Origin of the sequence: Labilibaculum sp. (genome assembly GCF_963664555.1) — a bacterium.
Taxonomy (GTDB): domain Bacteria; phylum Bacteroidota; class Bacteroidia; order Bacteroidales; family Marinifilaceae; genus Labilibaculum.
In genome coordinates this window covers 3225800-3247690 of the sequence record NZ_OY761461.1, presented here as the reverse complement: position 1 = coordinate 3247690, position 21891 = coordinate 3225800, and the positions used below count along the sequence as shown (strand labels likewise).

The following is a 21891-nucleotide window of genomic DNA, read 5'->3' as shown; positions in this document are numbered from 1 at the left end:
TTTGTTATTGTAAAGACTTACCCTTGTAGGTAACGGTACTCAAAACAGCTTTTGCTTTGGCTACTGCAGTTTCGGGAAGTGGAGCATAATGAACTTTGGTTGTTTCTTTTTGCGCATCAGCACTAATCGCCCAATCAATTAATTTTATAGTTTGCACAGCCTGATCAAGACTTCTGTTCTTGTAATTCTGCTCTTTGTAAATGATTAACCATGTAAAGCTTGAAATAGGATATCCGTCTACAGCGTCAGTATTTGTTAAGCTAACCCTTGTATCAGCCGGCATTTCACCTTTTGCCGATGCACTTACCGATTCAACAGAAGGCTTGATAAAGTTACCTGCTAAATTTTGAATGCTCGCTACAGGAATGTCCTGAGCAAATGCGTACTCCGATCCAATATAACCAATTGCACCAGCGGTTTGGCTGATAGTTCCGGCAACTCCTGGATTTCCTTTCGCACCAATTCCAACAGGCCATTGCAATGCTTTTCCCGTGCCAATTTTTTCTTTCCAATCGGCACTAACTTTGCTCATGTAATCGCTGAAAATGAAAGTTGTTCCACTTCCATCAGAACGATAAACTACAGTAATGGCCAAATCGGGTAGCTTAACACCTGGATTTACAGCTGCAATTTTAGCATCGTTCCAGTTTGTGATTTTACCCATGAAAATACCTTCCATCAGTTCAGGAGTGAATTTTAGTTCTGGCTTTTCAGGAAGATTGTATGCTGCAACAACTGCACCCAAGCAGGTTGGAATATGAAGCACTTCACCTGGCATTTCAGCTAATTTAGCATCGTTTAAAAATGCGTCACTAGCACCAAAATCTACAATTTCATCTTTCAGACTGCGAATTCCTCCGCCTGATCCGATTCCACCATAAGTAACCAACAGACCTTTTTCTGATGAGTAGTTTTTGAAAATTTTGTTGTAAAATGGTTGTGGGAAAGTTGCACCAGCACCAGTAATGGTTTCCGCTTTCTCAGTTGTTTTTGCTTTTTCTTTTCCTGAGCCTCCACAACCAGCCATAAGGGCAACGGCAATAACAGCAGTTAGAAGCAGTTGAAATTTTTTCATCTTTTTAAGATTTTAGTTTAGAACTATTGTTCCTGTATTTATTAAATTATTTATATTTCACTCTCAACAACAGATAAGAAACAAGCTCCTCATCTTTTGGTACTACAATGTTATGAAGCTAATATTACAGGAATGTTACAGGAATGTTAAATAAACGTTACATCTTTTAAGTTGCTGAATAATAGCGTGTAAGTGCTGTGTTTTTTGAAAATAAATAAGGAATGCATCATTTTGGGGATGATTTTACCCCCGTATAAAGATTGGATAATTTGTAGAATCAACTTTAAAGTCCGATTATTGAACTATTAATTCACATTTTCAATGAAAAATAAATTAAATGTAAAAGTTGATATGCAGTTGGCTGCAGAATTGATTCGGAATTCGGGATCGATGATTGCATTTACCGGAGCCGGTGTTTCGGTGGAGAGTGGAATTCCTCCTTTTCGGGGCCCGGAAGGCCTATGGAGCCGATACGATCCGCAATGTCTGGATTTGGATTTCTTTCATTCTCACCCCAAAGAATCATGGACAGCCATTAAATCGATATTTTATGATTTTTTTGGAAAGGCAAAATTTAACGAGGCTCATCGGGTGTTGTCCGATTTTGAGGCAAAAGGATTGCTAAAGGCACTTGTAACGCAGAATATCGATAATTTACATCAGATGGCAGGATCTAAAAATGTTCTGGAATTTCATGGGAACTCTCAGAAATTAATTTGTCCGCATTGCAGGAAAATCTATTTGCCCGAAGAAGTTGACTTGAATGTTTTGCCACCCAGATGCCATGCAGACAAACAAATATTAAAGCCCGATTTTGTTTTTTTCGGGGAAGGCATACCCGAAGAAGCTTACCGCAGATCTCTTTTGGCAGCACAAAAGGCCGATGTGGTTTTAATTATAGGAACCACAGGAGAGGTTATGCCTGCTGCCATGATTCCTGCTGAGGCAAAGCAGGCAGGTGCAGTAATTATCGAAATCAATACAGAAGTATCCAATTATACCAATCAGATTACAGATATCTTTTTAAAAGGGAAGGCGAGTGAAGTGTTGCTGGAATTGGAGGGGTTGATTAGTTAGGATAGTTAAGCTAGTGGTTTGCTGAAAGCGTTTGTTTTCACTTATCATGCAAGGTTGATACTGCGGGAAAGTTAAGTTATTAGCTTGATAAATTGGGAAACACGCCATTTTATAATGGCGTGTGCTGAGATTTTGTTTAGTTTTGATATTGCATAGTAAGCCATTTGTTCTGGACTTTGTATTTTTCATCTAGCTTTTTAAATATCTCTTCTGAAGCGATACATAGTTTAATTAATTTTCTTTCGTTTGGTCCATGACTTTTTCTAAGAAAATATATTTCAATAATATCTATAAAAAGGAATAAGTGTAAATTGTTGTAATAGCTATTAAAAAGCATTTCTTGAATAGTATCATTTTCAATTTTATCTATATACTTAAGTAAGAGATTCACATTTCTAAAAATGATAGTTATTCCATCCAAACAGGATTTATATACTGGTCCAATTGATACATTATCGTGTAACCTATCCAATGCCTCAAGTGTATTAGTTATTGCATCGACACCAAATTTATCAGGAAAAGTTCTAGTGTTATTTGAAATAGTAGTATGATGTGCATTAACTTTTTGAGTTTTTATCTTTTCAATAACCTCTTTCTGAATTCTATCACAAAACTCTACAATTTGCATGTCATTTTTACTCTGTTTTTCCTCCATTAGGGCACTAATCTGTATTTTATTAGCTGCCATTTGTTGCTTGAAAGAATAGTATACTAGTAGTGCACCAATTAATGTAAGCACAGGAGTGGTTATACCTCCAATAGTGTCACCTATTTGACCAGTTTCAGTAAAATCAAAACCTATAGATAATTGACTAATTAAAGAAGGTGCTAGTATCAAGGTAGCTACTCCAAATCCTAGGGCATAATTTGCTTTGCGTTCGTACTTTTTCTCGTTTGCGTCAAAATCTTCTTTTATTTTACTCCACATATAGCATTGTTTTATTAGAGGGATACGAAATTAACAATTCTAATTAACATGTGACGTTGTTGTATTGATTATTTGTTAAATTCGTAGATCATTAAAATACGAAACCAATGTTTGCTAAAACTTTTGCCTCTCTAAGAGATAATATTATTCAAAAAACAACGAATCCATTTTTAGGTACTGTTATAATTGTATGGCTATTCCATAACTGGAAGTTGGTATTTGGTGTATTTAATTTTGATAAGGCTTGGACTCTTGAAAAGAAATGGGAGTTTATTGGAGGATATTTAGAGCCAATTAAATTTACTACTAATCTTGTTGAATGTTTGATCATATCAGTAGTGGTGTTAATTATTACTTATTTCCTTCTCAATTTCAGTAGACTAATTATAAACTTCTATGAGAAAAAAGTGACACCGTTTGTTTATAAGATGACGGATGTGAATTCTGTAGTTTTAAAGAGTACGTACCAACAACTAGAAAAGGAAAGAGACTTACTTGAAAAGCGATTAGAGGAAGAGAGAGGTCGCAGGGTTGAGATGCAAAACGAGAATGAAAAATTAGAGCAGAGAATATTGGGATTTACTAAATCAAGCAATAAACCCTTTAGAGAGAATGATATTGAAAGTGATGTGCTCAATAAAATTGAAAAGGAGTATTCTATAAAAGAGTTAGAGGATTTAATAGAGACAATTGCTGGAGATAATCCATCAGATTATACACCTTTAGTAAAATTCTTAAGTCAATATGACTATATACAGGATACAGATAAATTTGGTGCAATAGGTACTATATATAAATTTACAGCTAGTGGATTAAAGTTAAAGCAGGAGTATTTAAAGCAATATAAGCTTAAACAGAATCCTAGATAAGTATTAAGAATATTTTAATAATTGAAGACGCATTGACGGAAAGTTGTGATAACCAATACAGAATTATTTCTGCCAAGAAAATCCAGTGAAATATTGTTGAAATTGGAGGCCTTGATTCTACAGAATAGATAAGTTACCCATTTGATTGTTTGGCTTTTGTAAGTGATGAATTAAGATTAAAAATCGATTGAAAAGTATTGGTAGCAGTTTCAAAATCCAAATTCATAAAGTAAAATAGGGGAAAATATTTTATATTTGTTTTCGATTTTCGAATGAGCTTGTGATGAATCACAAATTAAATCATTGGAAATCTTAGGTTTGAAAACCGGGGAATCCGGTTCATGTATTGAAAGTTAAAAAATCAAAATAGAATTTCATGAAGTTATTAGAAGGAAAAACAGCTATTGTTACCGGTGCATCCCGTGGTATTGGTAAAGCAGTTGCAATCGAATTTGCAAAACAAGGTGCTAATGTTGCTTTTACTGATTTGTTCTACAATGAGCAGGCAATCGAAACTGAAAAAGAAATTGCTTCTTACGGCGTAAAAGCCAAAGGATATGCATCGGATGCAAGTAACTTTGCTGATACTGACAGAGTAGTTAATGAAATTGTAGCAGAATTTGGTGCTATTGATATTTTAGTAAACAACGCTGGTATCACTAAAGATACTTTGTTAATGCGTATGACTGAAGAGCAGTGGGATATGGTGATTAACGTGAATTTGAAATCTGTATTCAACTTTACCAAAGCAGCTCAAAAAACAATGTTGAAGCAACGTAGTGGTTCTATCATCAACATGAGTTCTGTTGTAGGTGTTAGCGGAAATGCCGGTCAGGCTAACTATTCAGCTTCTAAAGCAGGAATTATTGGCTTTACAAAATCAGTAGCTAAAGAATTGGGTTCCCGTGGAATTCGTTCCAATGCAATTGCTCCGGGTTTTATTATCACAGAAATGACAGGAAAACTTCCTGAAGATGTTGTGAAAGAATGGGCTGGTAAAATTCCTTTGAAAAGAGGCGGTACTCCTGAAGAAATTGCAAAAACATGTGTTTATTTAGGTTCCGATCTTTCTTCATACGTAACCGGACAAACCATTCACGTTTGTGGTGGTATGAACATGTAAGAAATTGCAAAATCATATTTCAAAGCCATCCTTCGGGGTGGCTTTTTTGTTTTCAATCCCTGTAAAGGAGGGACAAAAGTAAAATCTGGCTTGTGCCAGGTGCACTCCAAACTATTTTTTGATGGTCTGGCTTGCGCCGGATGCTCACCAAACTATTTTTTGATAGTCTGGCTTGCGCCGGATGCTCACCAAACTGTTTTTTGATGGTCTGGTTTGTGCCAGGTGCTCACCAAACTATTTTTTGATGGTCTGGTTTGTGCCAGGTGCTCACCAAACTTTTTTTTGATTGTCTGGCTTGTGCCGGATACTCTCCAAACTTTTTTTTGATTGTCTGGCTTGCGCCGGATGCTCTCCAAACTTTTTTTTGATTGTCTGGCTTGTGCCGGATGCTCACCAAACTTTTTTTTTGATAGCTGAATGGAGATGTCTTTCCTTTTTGCATCCCGAAAAGGAACGGAATAAACTACAATTCACTACAATGATTCTACAGTTGAATTCATTTCATTTTTCTTTCTACTAAGTATTTCGGAATATTGTATCGTAGGAAATAAAACAAAAGACATAAAAACAAACATTAATCCATACGATATGAAAAAATATATTCACTTTTTAGTAATTATGGCGGCCGTATTACTAAATCCGGCTGACGACTGTTTTGCAGTTAAACCTGATAAAGAGATTAGGATTAGTTGGAATTCGAACTGGAATACTGAAAATCTTAAAATTTCGACCAATGGAGATATTGAATTCAATGATAATTATACAGATATAAAATCCATATCGGATAATGGGTATCTGAAAATCAGCATGGTGAGTTTTGGGATGAAACGAAAACTATATGTTAGTTCGGAAGACGGGCGTGTTGTTTACAGATATTTTGAGGGAAATAAGGAGGTGAATTTTGAACCCAAAGGCAGGGAATGGATGAAAAAGGTTTTGCCTGATGTTGTCCGCAATTCAGGGCTCGATTTGGAAAAACGTGTCAACAAGATTTATCAGAAAAAAGGCATTACCGGCTTTTTATCGGAGCTTGAGCAAACCGACAGTGATTATTACAGTTCAAGAATGGTAGAATATCTTTTGAAGAATAATAAGCTGAGTAAGTCTGAACTGCAGAGTTTGCTTCGGGAATTTCCTTACCGGATTAATTCGGATTATGAGTTGTCTCAAATCTATAAAAAGTACAACCCCGTATTTTTGGAAGACGCAGATGTTTCGGCCGAATTTTTTCACAGTCTGGCAGAATTATCTTCAAACTACGAACTATCGCAGGTGCTGTCATCAGTTTACAAACTGAATGAGTTAACCAACGAAAACTTCACGCTTTTTATTAATGCTTTTGATGAAATTTCATCGGATTACGAAAAATCCAATTTGATGAAGCTGGCTTTGCATGATGACAAGCTTACCAATGAACAATTAACTGTTTTGCTTAAGGAAGTGGAAGATCTTTCATCGGATTACGAAAAATCTCAGATTATTAAATCATTGCTGAACGCAGATGGACTCTCAGAGAAAAATCTGAATGAAATAATTGAACTAACCCGCAGCTTATCATCCGATTATGAAATGACACAGATTATTGGTTCAATGATAAAGAGAGGTTTGCTGAATAAGTCGAATCTGGATGAATTTAATGAATTGATTCAAGAGATATCATCTGATTATTCCTATACGCAGATATTGAATGAGTTGGTTGGATATGAGGCCTTAGGCACCGATCGTTTTGACTTATTGATAAAAGCATCCGATAATATTTCTTCATCTTACGAGTTGAGTAAATTCTACAATTATTTGTTAAATCAGGAAGACTTAACTGTAGAACAGCAGTTGAAATTAATTTCGAAAGCTGAGAATATTTCTTCCAACTACGAATTAGCAAATTTTTTAATCAAGGCAAGTCAGAAAATGGATTTGGAGAATGAGAAGATTCGGGCGGCACTAATTAATGCCACACAGGAAATTAGTTCGGAATATGAATATGGAAAGGTGATGAAAGCAATTTATTCCCGCAATAAACTCAAATAGATCTGAAAGTAAATTTAGAAATCAGATCAGCGGTTAATGGTTTGCTTTCAGCATGTGCAATAGTGCATAGGTCTAATTTGAATTGGTATACCGTACAAATAAAAATTGATTGGCTTATCTTTAATTGGAAATTAGATTGGCCAAAAAAATCCCATAAAAGCAATGAATAAGTACCTGCGTTTTTTTATCATCAGTCCTGTTCTTGGAATTTTGTGCTATATGCTGGCCTTTTATGGTCATGTAGGCGAATTGCCTGGTGCTGAATTTAAATTCAACGGTTATTTACCCAGCGCTGTATTTGGTTTGTGGGCCGGTTTTTCGGCATTGGGAATAGGGCAGTATTTAAACAGGAACTTTAACTGGCGCCAAAAACATGCGCTTCGTTTTCTAATTCAATGTGTTTTGCTGTATGTGGTAGGTTTGGTACTGGTGGCAATTTATTCCGAAATGTTTTTAATATCGCTGCGCACCGAACTAACTTATACCCAGTTTTGGTTGATGTATAAAGATGAATTCTTTAAATCGGTCATCATTCTTTTTATTCTGGTATTTGTTTATTCCCTTTTGGATTTTGTAGTGTATTCTTACAATCAGATGAAGGAAGAGGAGATTCGTTCGGCAGAGATGATCAACAATCAGCTTAATCTGCAGTTCGAAGCGTTAAAATCTCAATTGGATCCTCACTTTTTGTTTAATTCCCTGAATACAATTTCTTCGTTGCTGTACAAAGATGCCGAAAAGGCAGAACGCTTCATCCGAATGTTTGCTGAAAGTTATCGCTTTATATTTAAACAGAACGATCAGCCATTAATTCCTTTGCAAAAGGAGCTGGATTTTGTTCAGGCTTATAATTATTTGTTAGAGGTTCGGTTTCAGGAAGCATACGAATTAAAGATCAACTTACCTGATGACGTTTTAAAAAGCTACGTTCCCCCATTGAGTGTGCAAATGCTGGTTGAAAATGCAATTAAACACAATTTGATATCGCAGACTACGCCGCTTGCTGTGGAAATTGATTCAGAGAAGAATTATTTGTGCGTTCGAAACAATATCAATCCGTTGCGGGAGCAACCGGAATCATTTCAAATTGGCATCGAAAATATTCGAAAGAGATATTCCTATTTTACCGAAGAGACAATTCTTCTGGATAAAAATGAACACTTTAAAGTCAGTTTACCACTGATTGCTCAATTGAAATAATTAAGATGCAAAACCAATAGAATTGGCTGTTAATTATGAAGACTAACTATTTAAATCATCTGCTTTACAGGATATGTGCACCACCATTGGTTGCTGTATTTGTTTACCTGTTGATATTACTAATATTCGATCGACTCTCTGAAATTGGAAATAATTTTAGTCCTGAAGAATTACTCTTTTTGGGAATTGTAACTTTTGCCTTGTTTGAAGTATACCGCTTTTGGATTTACCAAACGGAGAAAATCGGCTATTTAAAAGAACGGGTTTTACTGAAATCTCTTTTCTTGTTTATTGGGAGTTTTATCCTCACAATTGTACTTGTTTTTGCATTCTTTTCACTCTACTTCATTTATTTTTTGGGACTAAGCGAGTTTAGAGCCGAATTAATCTCTTTTCTCATCGTATTCACTTTGGTCGGTATTTTATATCATCTTTTTTATACGAGTATCCGCTTTTTAGATCAGCAAAAGGTTCTTTTGCTGGAGAAAGAGGAAATGAATCGAAAAAATATAGAGTTTGAACTGCAAGTCTTTAAGAACAAGATTAATCCTGATTTTTTATATCAATCACTGGAAAGTGTGATTGGTCTGATTCGGAAAAAAGAAGTTGATCAGGCAGAAAAGTTCATCGATGATCTGGCCTTATTTTACCGACGGATATTAGGAAACAGATACTCCGAGATTGTTTCGATCGAGGAGGAAATTCAGAAAGTGAATCAGTATTTACTGATCAGAAATAATAAATACAACAACAATTTTATCGTTAATTGGAACATTGCATCATCTTTAAAAGAGATTTATGTTGTTCCCAATACTATTTTGCAGGTATTGCAAATGATTGAATATTATCAAATGGTTGATTTGAATATCAAATTGGCTGTTGATGTGAGCGAAAACGAGGATTATATTGTATTTCATTTTTTATCTTCGGAGCGGTTAACTCCGGTTCCTAAATTAAATTTTCAAATGAAAACTCTAAAAAAAGCCATTGGCTTTTATTCAAATAAGGAGCTTGTTTGGGATCGAGGCGTAGAGTTTACAAAAATTTTCATTCCAAAAATTGATTTAGAAGACTAGCAAATTACGAAACCACATATCCCCAAAATTATGAATGTAGTTATTATAGAAGATGAAGTGTTGGCTGCCGATAAGTTGGAGCGTTTGCTGCAAAAGTACGACCCTAAAATAAAGGTGATTGATCGATTCGATTCAGTTACCGACTCCTCTATATGGTTGGGAAATCCATCAAACAAAGTTGATTTGATTTTTTTGGATATTCATTTGGTTGATGGACTGAGCTTCGAAATATTTAATAGAGTTCAGGTTCAAACACCTATTATTTTTACTACGGCATACAACGAATATGCTTTAAATGCATTTAAATTAAATAGCATCGATTATCTGCTAAAGCCGGTAACATTTGATAATCTGTATACCAGTCTGAAAAAATTGGAGAATTTCAAGGAATCCTTAAGCGGAGCAGGGGAGATGAGAAATTTAGAGGAGTTGAGCAATGCTTTGGCTAGCATTCAAAAAAATTACAAAACCCGTTTCATGGTAAAAATCGGCGAAAAACTAAGATCTTTTAAGGCAGAGGATATTTCTGTGTTTTATGCCGATGGCAGAGATGTTTTTATTTTGTTGAAAGAAGGCAACCGCTACATTATCGATTACAAAATGGAAGAGCTTCAGGATTTGCTGAATCCGCAACAATTTTATCGGATCAGCCGCTCGTTTATCGTTAATATCAATTCAATAAACGGTGTGTCGGTTCATTCCAATTCACGTCTTAAAGTAGATTTGTCGCAGGAATTTGACAGGGAATTGATTGTAAGCAGAGAAAAGGTTGGCAGCTTTAAAGATTGGTTTAACGGAATTGGGTAGTTTTCTTGCTTTAGAAGCTAAGCCTTCAGTGTTAAATGAACAGCAAAACTAAAATGCTGACAGCACAGAATTCTGTACTATGGATCGTACAGTGTACACGAATTAGTTTTTTGTTTGGAAATTAAAAGCCGGAAATTTTTGTATTATGAATGTTTAGACTAATTTTAAATAAGAAGTTTAAATATTCACTAAAAAATAATGATTTCCATGAAAACTTTACAATCAAAAATTGGAGCAGGCCTTCTAATCTTGTTCATGCTCTTGCTTGGGGCTTCATCAAAAACGTACGCTCATTGCGAGATTCCCTGCGGAATTTATGCCGATTCTCTTCGGATCATCATGTTGTCGGAAGATATTGAAACCATTGAGAAAAGCATGAAAAAGATTACTGAATTATCATCGACCGAAAAAGCAGACTACAATCAACTGGTTCGATGGATCACAAATAAGGAAGATCATGCCAATAAAATTCAGGATATTGCTACCCAGTACTTCATGTTTCAAAGGGTAAAAGTTTCAGATGATCCTAAAATAATGGCTAAAAATGCAAAACTTCTGGCTGTTCTGCACGAAATTTGTGTTTATGCAATGAAGTCTAAACAAACTACAGATCTAACATATGTTGAGAAGTTGAAGCAGGCAGTTCAAGAGCTTTCTCATTTGTATTTTGGAGAGGAAGAGCATCATCATCATTAAAAATTCAGGACGGATGAATGGATTTGTCCGGCAATTGGTAAAATCAGAATATAAATTGTTGGGATTTTCACAAGTAGAGAGAATCCCAATTTTTTATTCCTTTTTAAGTAAGATATAGGCACCAAAAGTTTTATTCTGAAATGGACTTACCAGTGGCAGATATCCACTCCGCCATTTTCCATCCTGCATTTCAAATGGGTATTTATCTGTCATTTCCAGATGAAATTGATCGAAACTTGCTTTGAATTGATTGAAGATTTTAAAATTTCCCTTTGTGTTTGGGTGAATTTTTTTGTTTAAAAAAAGAGCAAGAGTGCTCATGTTGTATCGAAGATTAATTTCCAAACAGGGATGAATTCTTAGCTTTTCTTCACGATCCAAAACCAACATACAATCAACTCCAAAATAACCGGTATAATTGGTTGCAATATCCGAATCCGAAAGAATTTTCGACATGCAGGTTTGTAGTTCGAGAATTTTGTTTTCAGTTAATAATGCTTTTATTTCTGAAGGAATACCACCAAGGTAATTACTCAAATATTGTCCTTTCGAATCGGTTTCAAAAAATCCCAATCCCAGATAATCTAATTCCCCTTTCCCGTTGCAATAATATTGAAGCGAGAAATCGAATACTTTATTTAAAAAAGGTTCAACCATTACATAGGATTGTGAAGCAAGTATCCCATTAATTGATTGAACAATGGATTCATTTAAAGTGGCGTACCGAAGAATCTGTATGCCTCTTCCTGCTGAGCTTAATGGTGCTTTAATTACAATTTGCTTCCATTTGCTCATTAGGTTCTCAACCTCTGAAACACTGGTGCAGATTTTGGCTGTTTGATCTATATTAATGAATAATGAATTTTTGGAACAATTGATTGCCTCTTTTACAACTTCCAGTGCTTTTTTACGGCAGTATAACTCACGATGCTCTTCTTTCCAGAAAGCATTGGGCTGATTTAAAAAATTGATGCTGCATGATTCTTTAAAGGGTTTAAGAATATGATGAATTCTAGGACTCCACCCCCAGGGATGAAGACTGCCTTTTGGCATTTTAATAAAATCAGAGTCTGCTAATGCTGCGCTTAGTGGTTTGAAATTTGGTAAGCTTAGGCCCGCCTTTGTCAGTAGGTTAATGAATTGCTGGTCAGGCAATTTATGAACCATTACGGTGTCCATTTTACCGGCAAAAAACAGGGGTAATACATCCAGATCATGCTCAAACTTTGTTAAGGTTTTATTGGGCATAAAACTAACAGTTCCGTTAGCAATAGCCATTTCGCAGGTTGGATTGTAAATAAATATTTTGGGGGTAATTTCAGTTTGTACCATTCAAATTCATATCTTTTCAACTTTACAAAAGTAGGTGAAATCTGCTTATCTTTGGTTTTCCAACATAAATATATAAATATGATTTTTCCCAATAAATTAGTTCACGGTCGCTTAATAAAGCGGTACAAAAGATTTTTAGCTGATATTGAGTTGGATAATGGAGAGATTGTTGTTGCGCATACTTCTAATTCGGGTAGCATGAAATCTTGTTTGGAAGAAGGGGCAGAGGTGTACTTAACTTTCGTTGATGATCCCAAACGCAAAACCAAGTATACCTGGGAAATGATCAGGATCAACGGGTCTTGGGTAGGAATTAATACTTCAGTTCCGAATTTACTGGTTTACGAAGCCGTCAAAAATCAAGAAATTGGTGCTTTGAGAGGATATTCGTTCGTAAAAAGAGAGGTGAAATTTGGAGATAGTCGTTTTGATGTTTTTGCTTCGAATGAAATAGAAGAGTGCTTTATCGAAGTGAAAAATGTAAGTATGAAAGTTGGTGATTATGCTTGTTTTCCGGATGCAGTAACCACCCGGGGAAAAAAGCACTTAAATACATTAATGCAGGTAAAGAAAGAAGGCAAAAGAGCCGTGATGGTTTATGTGATTCAACGAACAGATGTTGAAAAATTTTCACCTGCATATGATATTGATCCGGATTATGCAATGGCTTTAAAAGAAGCTTACGAGAATGGAGTGGAGGTTTATCCGATCCAGGCAATTGTTACGCCGGAACATATTGAGCTGGGAGAACTATTGCCTCTCGAATTGGAATAAGTACTTAAACGAAGTACTTTTGCCAGCCTAAAAAGAAAGAACATGAATACCGAAGCACAAAACGAATTGGAAAGATATCGCGGATTAAGAAATGAAGTTAGCGAATTGAGTGAGAAGTTAGCCAACCTGCATAAAGATGAAATGGCTTGCAAAAAAGGTTGTTCGGAGTGTTGCATGCATTTTTCGGTTTTGCCGGTGGAGTATTTCAGCATCTTACAGGAATTGAAAGCAAACCCACCCAAAGAGTATCAGAAATTGGATGAAGAAGCCGACGATTGTAATTTCCTGATTCATGATTCGTGTCAAATTTATCAATCCCGGCCTTTTATTTGCCGGACACACGGATTGCCTTTGTTATTTATGAGTCCTGATGGCGATGATTGGGAATTATCAACTTGTCCGTTAAATTTTACCGGTTTTGAGGATTTTCATAGCGAGAATACCTTTCTTCAGGATACTTACAACAGTAAATTATTCCTAATTAATCAGGAATTTGTTAAGAATTACGAAGCCGAAAAGTTTGGCGATTTTGACATGATTTCTATGAATCGTTTGGTTGAGGATTTGAACAAATAGAACCTGTCTGGTATTTAATCAGCAACAATCATTTTCTTTGCGGAGTTACTTTTTCTGCGCCGGGAAAACAAAAAGTGCCGCCGATAACTGTAGCTGTTTGCTCGAGGATTGGAACACGCAATTTTGGGAAAATGGATTCTTTCAGATTGATCACAACATTTTCATTTGAAGTCCGTTTTCCGCGAAATAGGTTCGATGGGGTGAGAGTATTTGGATTTTCCTTTAAAACAGGTTCCTCAAGATCAGAGAGTGTGCTGACCAAAGAGTCACAAATCAATAAATTGGTAATAAAACCAAAGTCGCCTCCGTCTTTAAGTAAGCCTAAATTATATTTAGGTGTCACAGCAAAGTGATATCCTTTATTTTTTGGGTTCGTATTTTTGACTGCATCTGCAATCGGAAATCCATTGTACCATCCTGTATTTGATTCAGATTCCCATTTTTTAGGAAGGATATTGAACATCGTAACTCCGTAATATTCCATTCCCAGTATTCCATTTTCCATTGTTCCCGCATTGAATGGGAGAAGAAGCGATGTTATCGAATCAGGCAAGCAGTATAAAATACTGTCGGTTATTGTTTCATTGTAGGTAATAATTTGCACATTGATTGGGTTTGGATTGTTTATTTTTATCTCAATTTTTATCGATTTTCGATTATTTTTCAGCTCTGTTCTCAGTTGATCAATTGAGTTTGAGATTGTATAGGCAACCTGATATGATTCTGAAATAGTACCGGTATTTGGATTTATTGTTTTCATTCCACCATTTGCGTTTGTCGGATTACAGGTATTCTCTGTAAGTTGATATAATGCCCATCGACCTTGAGGAATGGAATCAGTTAGTTGTTCGGTTTCGCCTGTATTATAATATATATTAGTGAGCAGATTGGAATAAGCGTTGGGAAATCCGCCTGCATGCGATAGTGATGCTAAATATTTTGAATCTTTCGATGGTTGTACCCGTGCACTTACATAGTTGAAAGTTCCCTCATTGAATATTCCATTTATATTTTGATAGTACCACTTCAAACTACCTTGTGACGGGTATTGAATAAGAGTTATCTGTTCCTGATAGAAGCAAGCAATTCCTTTGTTTATTGCATCTGTAAGTATAGGGTAGAGCGATTCTGATGCCGGATGCAGTGTATCCGTATCATTTTTCAGATTGTTATACTTAGCAATTTCATAAGTGTCTGTTCGATATGAAAGAGCAATAGATGTTAGGAGCGGAAGAAAAAGTATTTTCACTATAGATTTAGTCATCACAAATATTCTTTTTTACGATAATGATAGCATCTATGTAATATGTGAAGACCCGCTGAAAAGCAGGTCTTCCAAAGATTTACCTCCATTGTGGGAGCAGGTATTTGCTGCAATAGGCTAAGCACCTGGGTTTGTAATTGCACCGCCAATAGCATATGCACTTTGCTGTAGTTCAGGAACACTAACGATAGCATCCGAAGCTGAGAATGTAACTGTAAATGAACTGTTGTCAGAACTTTCTTTGTATGAGTTTTTGTAAACTCCCTGACTGAAGCTTCCAAGTTTAATAAAACCAAAAAGTGTCAGATTTCCCGATGCATGTTCTTCCCAACTTTCCTTAAATTTTTTAAAATTCGCATTTCGATATGTGATTTCAACTGTTGGGTAGTTAGCAATTAAAAGGTTGTTCAGCATACCAAAGTTCCCACCATTTGTAAAAGTGTCCATATTGAAAGTTGGTCTAATCACAAACTTAAACCCGCTGATATCCTTTTCTGCATTAGCTACAGCTTGAGAAATTGGATCAGCATAATACCATCCTTTTTCAGTAGCTTGTTGCCATGCTGTAGGAGCCATTGGTATCATTGCATATCCTTCCCATTTCATTGAAACGGAACAATCAGTACTTGTTCCTTCAGCTTTCGACATGTCGTATGAGCCTCCGCCTGAAAGTCCGAATTTCAACCAGGAACCAACACTAAATCCGGCCTGACCTTCAATGTGTACATTCATTTCACTTCCTGAAGCTGATTGTGTTTCCATTTTAATTTCAATGGTACGGCCTTTGTTTTGTAAGTCGTTTGAAATCTCCTGTTTTGATTTATTGATACCGTACCCAACATTAAATTGGTCCGAAATTTCTCCGTTATTAGGATTTATCGTTTTAATTCCTCCATTCTTTTTTGAAGGAGATTGAGTGCATTTTTTTAATGATGTAAGGATCCATGAACCGTTTTGCAGTGTATCTTGCAAAGCATTTACCGGACTCATTATGTTTAGATAAATAGAAACATCTGAAATTACCTGATCACTTGATGCAGGGCGGTTAGGCAATAATTTTTTTAAGTTTCTGGCTTCGGTCATTTCGGTATAGCTGATTGGGCTTTCGCCTGCAGCTTCTTTTCCACTCCAAACACTACCAAAAATATAACCAATAATGTAGTCCAGTTTGGTTTTCACACTTGCATCTTTCATATCTTCTTCAGAGATGTTGCCATAACAAGTTTGGTAATCAGAAACTACAGTGTTTCCCTGTGTCGAAGCATTTTTAGTTGCCTGATCCAACTGTCCTTGATCATTTCTGTTTAATGAGTATGCAATTGAATTTAACACTTGAACATAAGCGTTTGGAAAACTTCCGGACGCTCCAAGCTTAGCAGTGTTTGTAATATCTCCTGGAGCTACGACTGAATTAATGTAATTGTAAGTTGATTCGTTGAAAATATTGTTGCCATTTTGCCAGTTCCATAGAAAATCGCCTTGAGATGGATATTGAATTGGATACAATGGAGATTTAAAAATTGAAGCGACTGCCTCTTGGGCCTTTTTTTGCAATTCTGCGTAGAATTCATCTCCACCTGGTTGGCTGTTTGCAACTAGTGTGGCAACATTTTCCATTTCTTTTGTTGAATTTTTCATAAAATTGTCATTTTTTATTTTTCATGATGTTATAGATCTTTTTATTATCCATAGCATGCCACAGAGTTTCTGTGGTCTTTGTTTTAATCAGTTCAAATGATTTGTAATTGATGACTTATTTATCCTAATCATGTAAATTTTATGTGTACAATTGATTTGCGGCATTAAATTTCATTAATGTAAAAAAATAATTCGTTGATGACATTAAATAATGTTTTGGTCATTGATTTTTTGTAAATATTCTTAAAAATAATTCGTAAAAAAAAACATATGAGTGAAATGCAAAAAATTCTTAGTAGGGAGTACGAAAAGTTGAGTAAAGGGAATTTTAGAATGGCTTTTTTGGGGAATATTTATAGTTTTGGAAGAAAATTCATTGTAGGCTCTGATTTATAAATCAGTTAAGGTTTTAAGAATATTTGTTTCTGTTTTTTGCAGGAAAAAAGGTGATATTGAACTATCGCAATGTTCCGGCTTTTTACCAGAATTTGTCTGAATATAATTTTATTGTTGATTAGTTTTGAGGCTGAACCAGTGTTACTTATAATAAAAATTTTGGATTTAAGCTAAATTCTGTTGTAACTTACGAACTAGAGTAGTGGCTAATTTTTAAAATTTCAGGTTATGGGAGCAACGAAAATTATACCAAAAGATGATTTATTGAAGAAAGATATTCTAAATATTGCTTTGGAAATTTTTGTGAGAGATGGTTATTTTTCAACTACAGGAGCAATGATTGCAAGTGAAGTTGGTATTAATGAAGAAAAGTTATTTTCTCTGTTTGAAACGAAGGAGAATTTGCTTCACACCATTGTTGCTGAGGCGGTACATTTGATATTTGATGGAATAGATCCAAATCAGGATGGAAAATTGCAGGAAGTTGAATTACTGTTTTTTATTAATGATTATTTTGATTCTGTTGAGAAAAATCTGGAATTCTTTCGGCTTTTCTATTCTTTGAGACTTCAGCCTGGAGTTGTTGACCAGTACAAACATGAATTACACGAGATCGTAATCCCGAAATTAAATATAATAAGAAAATATTTTAATAAGGAAGGTACTGAAAATCCAAAGATGGAAACCCGGTTTCTTGTCTCGATGCTGGATGGAATTGCTATGAATTTTGTTTTGGAACCTGATGGTTATCCAATTGATGAGATGCAGCAAAAAGTCTTGAATATGTACACTAAAAAAGCAGAAATTGAAGATTAGCTTTTACCGATTTTTTTTTATTAGCCTTGCCCTTTTAAGTTGAGATTATATATATAAAAGAATCCGGTTCACAATATGAACCGGATTTTTTATGTTTTTAATTTAAAATCTGCTAAAGGCAAATAGCCTGTAGTTAAGCTTTCAAATTATTTTAAACCACGTTTGATTAATAAAGCATCAATATTTGGTTCAGTACCTCTAAATTTTTTGTACAATTCCATTGGATCTTCAGTACCGCCTTTGGCTAGAACGTTATTGCGGAAAGCGGCAGCAGTTTCTTTGTTGAATAAACCTGTTTCCTTGAACGCTTGAAAAGCATCAGAATCCAATACTCCAGCCCAAATGTATGCGTAATATCCTGAAGAATATCCACCACTAAAAATATGAGCAAAGTAAGTAGAACGATATCTGGAATAGATTTCTGGAATCAAGCCAATTGATTTCAAGTAATCATCTTCGAATTTTGCAACATCGATATCCTGAACTTCAGATAAAGTATGATATTTCATATCTAACAGCGAAGCGGCAAGGTATTCAACTGTAGCAAATCCTTGATTAAATTTGCCAGCATCCTGAACTTTTTTTACCAATTCAACAGGAATAACCTCTCCGGTTTGGTAATGTTTGGCATACAATGCTAACATTTCTGGCTCTAAACACCAGTTTTCCATTACCTGTGATGGCAATTCAACAAAATCACGTGAAACAGCAGTACCCGAAAGAGTATTGTATTTACACCTTGAAAGGAATCCGTGCAAAGCGTGGCCAAATTCGTGGAATAAAGTTTCTACTTCATCAACACTTAACAAAGCTGGCTGATTGCCTACAGGCTTGGTAAAGTTACATACGTTGCAAATAATTGGAGTGATAGCATTTTCTGTTTCCCAACCTGATTGCTTGCGGAAACTGTTCATCCATGCACCACCACGCTTCGAAGCTCTGGGGAAATAATCTAAATAGAAGATGCCAATGTGAGTTCCATCTTCTTCCTGAAGTTCCCAGGTTTGAACATCCTTATTATATTTTGAGATATCAGTTCTTTCAATGAAATTGATTCCATAAAGGCGGTGAGCCAATTCGAAAGCACCATCGCGGACGTTATTAATTTCGAAATATGGACGAAGTTCAGACTCGTCTAAATTGTATTTTACTTTTTTTACTTTCTCAGCATAGTACCACCAGTCGTAAGATGCTAGTTTGAATTTACCACCTTCTTTGTCAATCATTTTTTGCATTTCAGCAGCTTCCAGTTTTGCATTTGGAAGAGCTGCATCCCATAGCTTATTCAATAATTCAAATACTTTCTCTGGAGTCTTTGCCATATTCTCAGCAAGAATATAATCTGCATGACTCTTAAATCCAAATAATTGAGCTCTTTCTACTCTTAGGTTAGCAATTTCTGACAATACTTTTTTGTTGTCGAACTCATTGTCGTTATTACAACGGTTCACATAACCCATGTAGATTTTTTTTCTTAACTCGCGATTATCTGCGTACTGAAGAAAAGGAAGCATACTTGGCTTGTCTAATGTGAAAGCCCATTTTCCTTCTTCTCCTTTTGCAGTTGCAGTTTCAGCGGCAGCTGCTTTTACAGATTCCGAAAGACCGGCTAAATCATTTTCATTATCGATAAGCAATACAAACGCATTGTTTTCTGCCAATTGGTTTTCTCCAAACTGCAGAGTTAATAAAGATAATTTTTCATCGATTACACGAAGTTTTGCTTTTTTACCGGCATCTAAATCGGCGCCGCCACGAACAAAACCTTTGTAAGTTTTCTCAAGAAGTGTATTTGCTTCAGTATCTAGGTTTAAATTGTCTTTTTGTTCGTAAACAGCCTTAACTCTTTTAAATAAATTTTCGTTTAGGTCGATGTCAGCACCATATTTTGTTAATTCAGGAGCCAATCTTTTCGAAAGAGCCTGAATTGAATCATTGGTGTCTGAGCCCGAAAGATTAAAAAACACATTGCTGACTTTAGTCAACAATTGTCCTGCTTTATCCATGGCTTCAATCGTATTTTCGAAAGTTGGTGCTTCAGTATTGTTGGCAATAGCATCAATTTCCACACGACCTTGCCTCATACCTTCAGTGAAAGCAGGTTCGAAGTGCTCAAATTTAATTAAATCAAAAGGAGCTGTTTGGTGAGGAGTGTTGTAGTCTGCAAAAAACGGATTTTCAGTCTTTTGCTCACTTTTGTTACTATTGCAAGCGGTTAAACCGATACCTGCAACAAGTACATAAAGAAAAGTCTTTTTCACGTTGTTAGGTTTAGTATTAGTACTTATAGAATGTTTGCCTGCCAAATTAGTAAAATCTGACTGGTTTTCCTTATGATTTGTTTAGTTTTCGCAGCATACTTGCTGCAATTTAGAATTAAAATGTTTGGAATGTAAAATGAATAAGGGAAGGTTTTGTTTTTTTGATATTGGGAGATTGGAAATCAGTTTTAAACCAATTTTTTTCTGCAATTTTTTTTATTTGAATTAACTGTTTGCTTTCCGGAATTTCTGTTTGCACTTTTTGGTGAAAAACTAAGGTAAAATGCGATCCACAGGATGAATAATACGATGGAAATCGAAGCGAATTTGTTAAAGTATAAGCCTTTTATAGAAAAAATGATCGCATTTTGTGGATCTTTCTTTGAGTGAAGAATCTGAAATTTTTTTCCAATAGGATATTCAACATTCTCAGGACCTTTTAAAGTAAATTGCTTTTGATTTGCTTCGTAAGCAATAACGGAATAAAAAGAGAGTAACATGCCGGTGTTTTCTTCTACTATTTTTACTACTACGCCTTCTGTTTTTTCACCGTACGCTATAAGCTTCCAATTTGCATAAATTGGAATTAGCAGTATTAAAATCGTAATAATAAGAAATTTAAATCCTGAAATTTTCATTTTGTACAGATATTTATCAGTAATAAATATAATGAAATTTGTACAAAAAAAAGAGACTGCCTCTTGATAAGAATAACAGTCTCTTTAAATGCTTTATCTCTTATTCTTTATTCAGGATAATTCAAATTCTCATCAGTAAGATGTTCTAAAACCTCAGTTTTAAATTTGTTTGATTCCCATCTTGCCATTGGTAAATCGTGGCTCATGTAATTTCCACATTCTATCTTGTTTGTTCCTGGAATCTCATCATTAAAATTAGCCATGAAACCGAACATTTCCTGAGTTACCTTTACGATATCTTTTGATTCCAGATCGCCGCTAAAAATTGCATAAAAACCCGTACGACAACCCATTGGGCCGAAATAAATCGTGCGGTCTGCCCATTCTTTATGGTTTCTTAAAAAGGTAGCACCCAAATGCTCCATGGTGTGCATGGCTGGTATATCCATTGCCGGTTCCTGATTTGGCAATTTAGTTCGGATATCGAAACTTGTTAATGTCTCGGCTCCAACTTTATCCTTGCGGGAAACATAGATCCCTCTTTTTAATTTATTGTGATCTACTGTAAAGCTTTGTATCTTTTCCATTTTCTTTTTTTTATTTCTGATTTCCTAACTCACGTATCATTTCAGTCACCATTTTGGCTGAATTTACCGCGGCTATTTCTACAAATTCCTGATATTCCATTGCATTCTCTTGTCCTGCAATATCCGAAATAGATCGGATAACCACAAATGGAATATTGAATTGATAACAGGTTTGTGCAATTGCGGCACCCTCCATTTCCACAGCTTCGGCTGCAGGGAATAATGTTTTTATCTTGTTGGTTGCTTCAGCATTATTCATGAATTGATCGCCTGTTAGAATACATGCCTTTTTTGTCTGTAAATCAGTTAACTGATGAACCGATTTTTCGGCCAAAGAAATTAATTTTTCGTTAGCGGCAAAGCTTGTCGGCATTCCGGGAACTTGTCCTATTTTGTACCCAAAAACAGTACAATCCATATCATGATGAATAACTTCCTCGGATATTACGATATCACCAACTTTTAAATCACCGGGGAAACCTCCTGCTGCACCTGTGTTGATTATATAATCAGGTTTAAAGTTGTCGATGAGTAAAGTTGCCCCGATAGCTGCATTTACTTTTCCAATACCCGATTGAAGCAAAACAATTTCAACATTGTTTAAAGTACCTGTATAAAAAACAAAGGAGCCTTTTTTCTGTTCTTTTCTATTGGACAATTGATCGCGAAGCTTCACAACTTCGACTTCCATTGCACCTATAATTCCAATTTTCATACTTAATAAGATTTC

At 35.4% G+C, this 21891-nt stretch carries 21 protein-coding genes; 12 read left to right on the top strand and 9 right to left on the bottom strand.

All coding sequences use genetic code 11. The annotated features are described in order from the left end of the window. Positions 1–4: 4 nt before the first annotated feature. Positions 5–1075, bottom strand: a complete 1071-nt coding sequence (pstS, locus tag ACKU4N_RS12875) for a phosphate ABC transporter substrate-binding protein PstS (RefSeq protein WP_321316811.1) — start codon at positions 1073–1075, stop codon at positions 5–7. Between the two features lie 321 nt (positions 1076–1396). On the opposite strand from pstS, the gene ACKU4N_RS12870 reads away from it, so the two are divergent. After that, positions 1397–2152 carry an SIR2 family NAD-dependent protein deacylase gene (locus ACKU4N_RS12870; RefSeq protein ID WP_321316810.1) on the top strand — a complete coding sequence of 252 codons (756 nt, stop codon included), beginning with the start codon at positions 1397–1399 and terminating at the stop codon, positions 2150–2152. Positions 2153–2288: 136 nt separating this feature from the next. Here ACKU4N_RS12870 and ACKU4N_RS12865 read toward each other — a convergent pair whose 3' ends face one another. Beyond that, positions 2289–3080 (bottom strand): hypothetical protein, encoded by a 792-nt coding sequence (locus tag ACKU4N_RS12865; RefSeq protein WP_321316808.1) that lies wholly within the window; start codon positions 3078–3080, stop codon positions 2289–2291. A 107-nt stretch (positions 3081–3187) separates the two neighbouring features. Between ACKU4N_RS12865 and ACKU4N_RS12860 the strand changes: the two genes are divergently transcribed. From ACKU4N_RS12860 to ACKU4N_RS12830, 7 genes are all read left to right on the top strand, one after another. After that, a complete protein-coding gene (locus ACKU4N_RS12860) occupies positions 3188–3949 on the top strand; it encodes a hypothetical protein (RefSeq protein ID WP_321316806.1) in 762 nt (253 codons plus the stop codon). Between the two features lie 376 nt (positions 3950–4325). Then, complete coding sequence (fabG, locus tag ACKU4N_RS12855) at positions 4326–5072, top strand: 3-oxoacyl-[acyl-carrier-protein] reductase (protein ID WP_321316805.1); 747 nt, start codon at positions 4326–4328, stop codon at positions 5070–5072. A 588-nt stretch (positions 5073–5660) separates the two neighbouring features. Next, on the top strand, positions 5661–7100 hold the full coding sequence (locus ACKU4N_RS12850; protein ID WP_321316803.1) for a hypothetical protein: 1440 nt from the start codon (positions 5661–5663) through the stop codon (positions 7098–7100). Positions 7101–7262: 162 nt separating this feature from the next. Further along, positions 7263–8300 carry a sensor histidine kinase gene (locus tag ACKU4N_RS12845; protein ID WP_321316801.1) on the top strand — a complete coding sequence of 346 codons (1038 nt, stop codon included), beginning with the start codon at positions 7263–7265 and terminating at the stop codon, positions 8298–8300. Between the two features lie 35 nt (positions 8301–8335). After that, positions 8336–9376 (top strand): histidine kinase, encoded by a 1041-nt coding sequence (locus ACKU4N_RS12840; RefSeq protein ID WP_321316799.1) that lies wholly within the window; start codon positions 8336–8338, stop codon positions 9374–9376. A 30-nt stretch (positions 9377–9406) separates the two neighbouring features. After that, on the top strand, positions 9407–10183 hold the full coding sequence (locus ACKU4N_RS12835) for a LytR/AlgR family response regulator transcription factor (protein WP_321316797.1): 777 nt from the start codon (positions 9407–9409) through the stop codon (positions 10181–10183). Positions 10184–10390: 207 nt separating this feature from the next. Continuing rightward, positions 10391–10879 carry a superoxide dismutase [Ni] gene (locus ACKU4N_RS12830; protein WP_321316796.1) on the top strand — a complete coding sequence of 163 codons (489 nt, stop codon included), beginning with the start codon at positions 10391–10393 and terminating at the stop codon, positions 10877–10879. Positions 10880–10972: 93 nt separating this feature from the next. Here ACKU4N_RS12830 and ACKU4N_RS12825 read toward each other — a convergent pair whose 3' ends face one another. Further along, on the bottom strand, positions 10973–12211 hold the full coding sequence (locus ACKU4N_RS12825; protein WP_321316794.1) for a hypothetical protein: 1239 nt from the start codon (positions 12209–12211) through the stop codon (positions 10973–10975). Positions 12212–12289: 78 nt separating this feature from the next. Here ACKU4N_RS12825 and sfsA point away from each other — a divergent pair, with 78 nt between their 5' ends. Both sfsA and ACKU4N_RS12815 read left to right on the top strand, forming a co-directional pair. Beyond that, positions 12290–12985: a DNA/RNA nuclease SfsA gene (sfsA, locus tag ACKU4N_RS12820; protein WP_321316792.1), complete on the top strand. Its 696-nt coding sequence runs from the start codon at positions 12290–12292 to the stop codon at positions 12983–12985. Between the two features lie 42 nt (positions 12986–13027). Then, on the top strand, positions 13028–13561 hold the full coding sequence (locus tag ACKU4N_RS12815) for a YkgJ family cysteine cluster protein (protein ID WP_321316790.1): 534 nt from the start codon (positions 13028–13030) through the stop codon (positions 13559–13561). 28 nt (positions 13562–13589) lie between these two features. Here ACKU4N_RS12815 and ACKU4N_RS12810 read toward each other — a convergent pair whose 3' ends face one another. Together ACKU4N_RS12810 and ACKU4N_RS12805 are read right to left on the bottom strand one after the other, a co-directional pair. After that, the gene (locus tag ACKU4N_RS12810; protein ID WP_321316788.1) at positions 13590–14825 is read right to left on the bottom strand and encodes a hypothetical protein; all 1236 of its coding nucleotides are present in this window, start codon (positions 14823–14825) and stop codon (positions 13590–13592) included. Positions 14826–14942: 117 nt separating this feature from the next. Further along, positions 14943–16463: a hypothetical protein gene (locus tag ACKU4N_RS12805; protein WP_321316786.1), complete on the bottom strand. Its 1521-nt coding sequence runs from the start codon at positions 16461–16463 to the stop codon at positions 14943–14945. Between the two features lie 270 nt (positions 16464–16733). Between ACKU4N_RS12805 and ACKU4N_RS12800 the strand changes: the two genes are divergently transcribed. Together ACKU4N_RS12800 and ACKU4N_RS12795 are read left to right on the top strand one after the other, a co-directional pair. Further along, positions 16734–16859, top strand: a complete 126-nt coding sequence (locus ACKU4N_RS12800; RefSeq protein ID WP_321316785.1) for a hypothetical protein — start codon at positions 16734–16736, stop codon at positions 16857–16859. Positions 16860–17087: 228 nt separating this feature from the next. Beyond that, positions 17088–17675 (top strand): TetR/AcrR family transcriptional regulator, encoded by a 588-nt coding sequence (locus ACKU4N_RS12795; protein ID WP_321316783.1) that lies wholly within the window; start codon positions 17088–17090, stop codon positions 17673–17675. Positions 17676–17821: 146 nt separating this feature from the next. Here the strand turns inward: ACKU4N_RS12795 and ACKU4N_RS12790 are convergent, their stop codons facing one another. The 4 genes from ACKU4N_RS12790 to mtnN form a co-directional block, all read right to left on the bottom strand. Further along, positions 17822–19936 carry a M3 family metallopeptidase gene (locus ACKU4N_RS12790; protein ID WP_321316782.1) on the bottom strand — a complete coding sequence of 705 codons (2115 nt, stop codon included), beginning with the start codon at positions 19934–19936 and terminating at the stop codon, positions 17822–17824. A 188-nt stretch (positions 19937–20124) separates the two neighbouring features. After that, positions 20125–20574, bottom strand: a complete 450-nt coding sequence (locus ACKU4N_RS12785; RefSeq protein WP_321316781.1) for a DUF3592 domain-containing protein — start codon at positions 20572–20574, stop codon at positions 20125–20127. A gap of 107 nt (positions 20575–20681) precedes the next feature. Next, on the bottom strand, positions 20682–21161 hold the full coding sequence (locus tag ACKU4N_RS12780) for an S-ribosylhomocysteine lyase (protein ID WP_321316779.1): 480 nt from the start codon (positions 21159–21161) through the stop codon (positions 20682–20684). 10 nt (positions 21162–21171) lie between these two features. Further along, positions 21172–21876, bottom strand: coding sequence for a 5'-methylthioadenosine/S-adenosylhomocysteine nucleosidase (gene mtnN, locus ACKU4N_RS12775; RefSeq protein WP_321316778.1), 705 nt, complete (start codon positions 21874–21876; stop codon positions 21172–21174). Between the last annotated feature and the right edge of the window lie 15 nt (positions 21877–21891).

Bases quoted from the DNA above. Each gene is read 5' to 3' on its own strand.
- pstS (WP_321316811.1), bottom strand. From the start codon at position 1,075: ATGAAAAAATTTCAACTGCTTCTAACTGCTGTTATTGCCGTTGCCCTT.
- ACKU4N_RS12870 (WP_321316810.1), top strand. From the start codon at position 1,397: ATGAAAAATAAATTAAATGTAAAAGTTGATATGCAGTTGGCTGCAGAA.
- ACKU4N_RS12865 (WP_321316808.1), bottom strand. From the start codon at position 3,080: ATGTGGAGTAAAATAAAAGAAGATTTTGACGCAAACGAGAAAAAGTAC.
- ACKU4N_RS12860 (WP_321316806.1), top strand. From the start codon at position 3,188: ATGTTTGCTAAAACTTTTGCCTCTCTAAGAGATAATATTATTCAAAAA.
- fabG (WP_321316805.1), top strand. From the start codon at position 4,326: ATGAAGTTATTAGAAGGAAAAACAGCTATTGTTACCGGTGCATCCCGT.
- ACKU4N_RS12850 (WP_321316803.1), top strand. From the start codon at position 5,661: ATGAAAAAATATATTCACTTTTTAGTAATTATGGCGGCCGTATTACTA.
- ACKU4N_RS12845 (WP_321316801.1), top strand. From the start codon at position 7,263: ATGAATAAGTACCTGCGTTTTTTTATCATCAGTCCTGTTCTTGGAATT.
- ACKU4N_RS12840 (WP_321316799.1), top strand. From the start codon at position 8,336: ATGAAGACTAACTATTTAAATCATCTGCTTTACAGGATATGTGCACCA.
- ACKU4N_RS12835 (WP_321316797.1), top strand. From the start codon at position 9,407: ATGAATGTAGTTATTATAGAAGATGAAGTGTTGGCTGCCGATAAGTTG.
- ACKU4N_RS12830 (WP_321316796.1), top strand. From the start codon at position 10,391: ATGAAAACTTTACAATCAAAAATTGGAGCAGGCCTTCTAATCTTGTTC.
- ACKU4N_RS12825 (WP_321316794.1), bottom strand. From the start codon at position 12,211: ATGGTACAAACTGAAATTACCCCCAAAATATTTATTTACAATCCAACC.
- sfsA (WP_321316792.1), top strand. From the start codon at position 12,290: ATGATTTTTCCCAATAAATTAGTTCACGGTCGCTTAATAAAGCGGTAC.
- ACKU4N_RS12815 (WP_321316790.1), top strand. From the start codon at position 13,028: ATGAATACCGAAGCACAAAACGAATTGGAAAGATATCGCGGATTAAGA.
- ACKU4N_RS12810 (WP_321316788.1), bottom strand. From the start codon at position 14,825: ATGACTAAATCTATAGTGAAAATACTTTTTCTTCCGCTCCTAACATCT.
- ACKU4N_RS12805 (WP_321316786.1), bottom strand. From the start codon at position 16,463: ATGAAAAATTCAACAAAAGAAATGGAAAATGTTGCCACACTAGTTGCA.
- ACKU4N_RS12800 (WP_321316785.1), top strand. From the start codon at position 16,734: ATGAGTGAAATGCAAAAAATTCTTAGTAGGGAGTACGAAAAGTTGAGT.
- ACKU4N_RS12795 (WP_321316783.1), top strand. From the start codon at position 17,088: ATGGGAGCAACGAAAATTATACCAAAAGATGATTTATTGAAGAAAGAT.
- ACKU4N_RS12785 (WP_321316781.1), bottom strand. From the start codon at position 20,574: ATGAAAATTTCAGGATTTAAATTTCTTATTATTACGATTTTAATACTG.
- ACKU4N_RS12780 (WP_321316779.1), bottom strand. From the start codon at position 21,161: ATGGAAAAGATACAAAGCTTTACAGTAGATCACAATAAATTAAAAAGA.
- mtnN (WP_321316778.1), bottom strand. From the start codon at position 21,876: ATGAAAATTGGAATTATAGGTGCAATGGAAGTCGAAGTTGTGAAGCTT.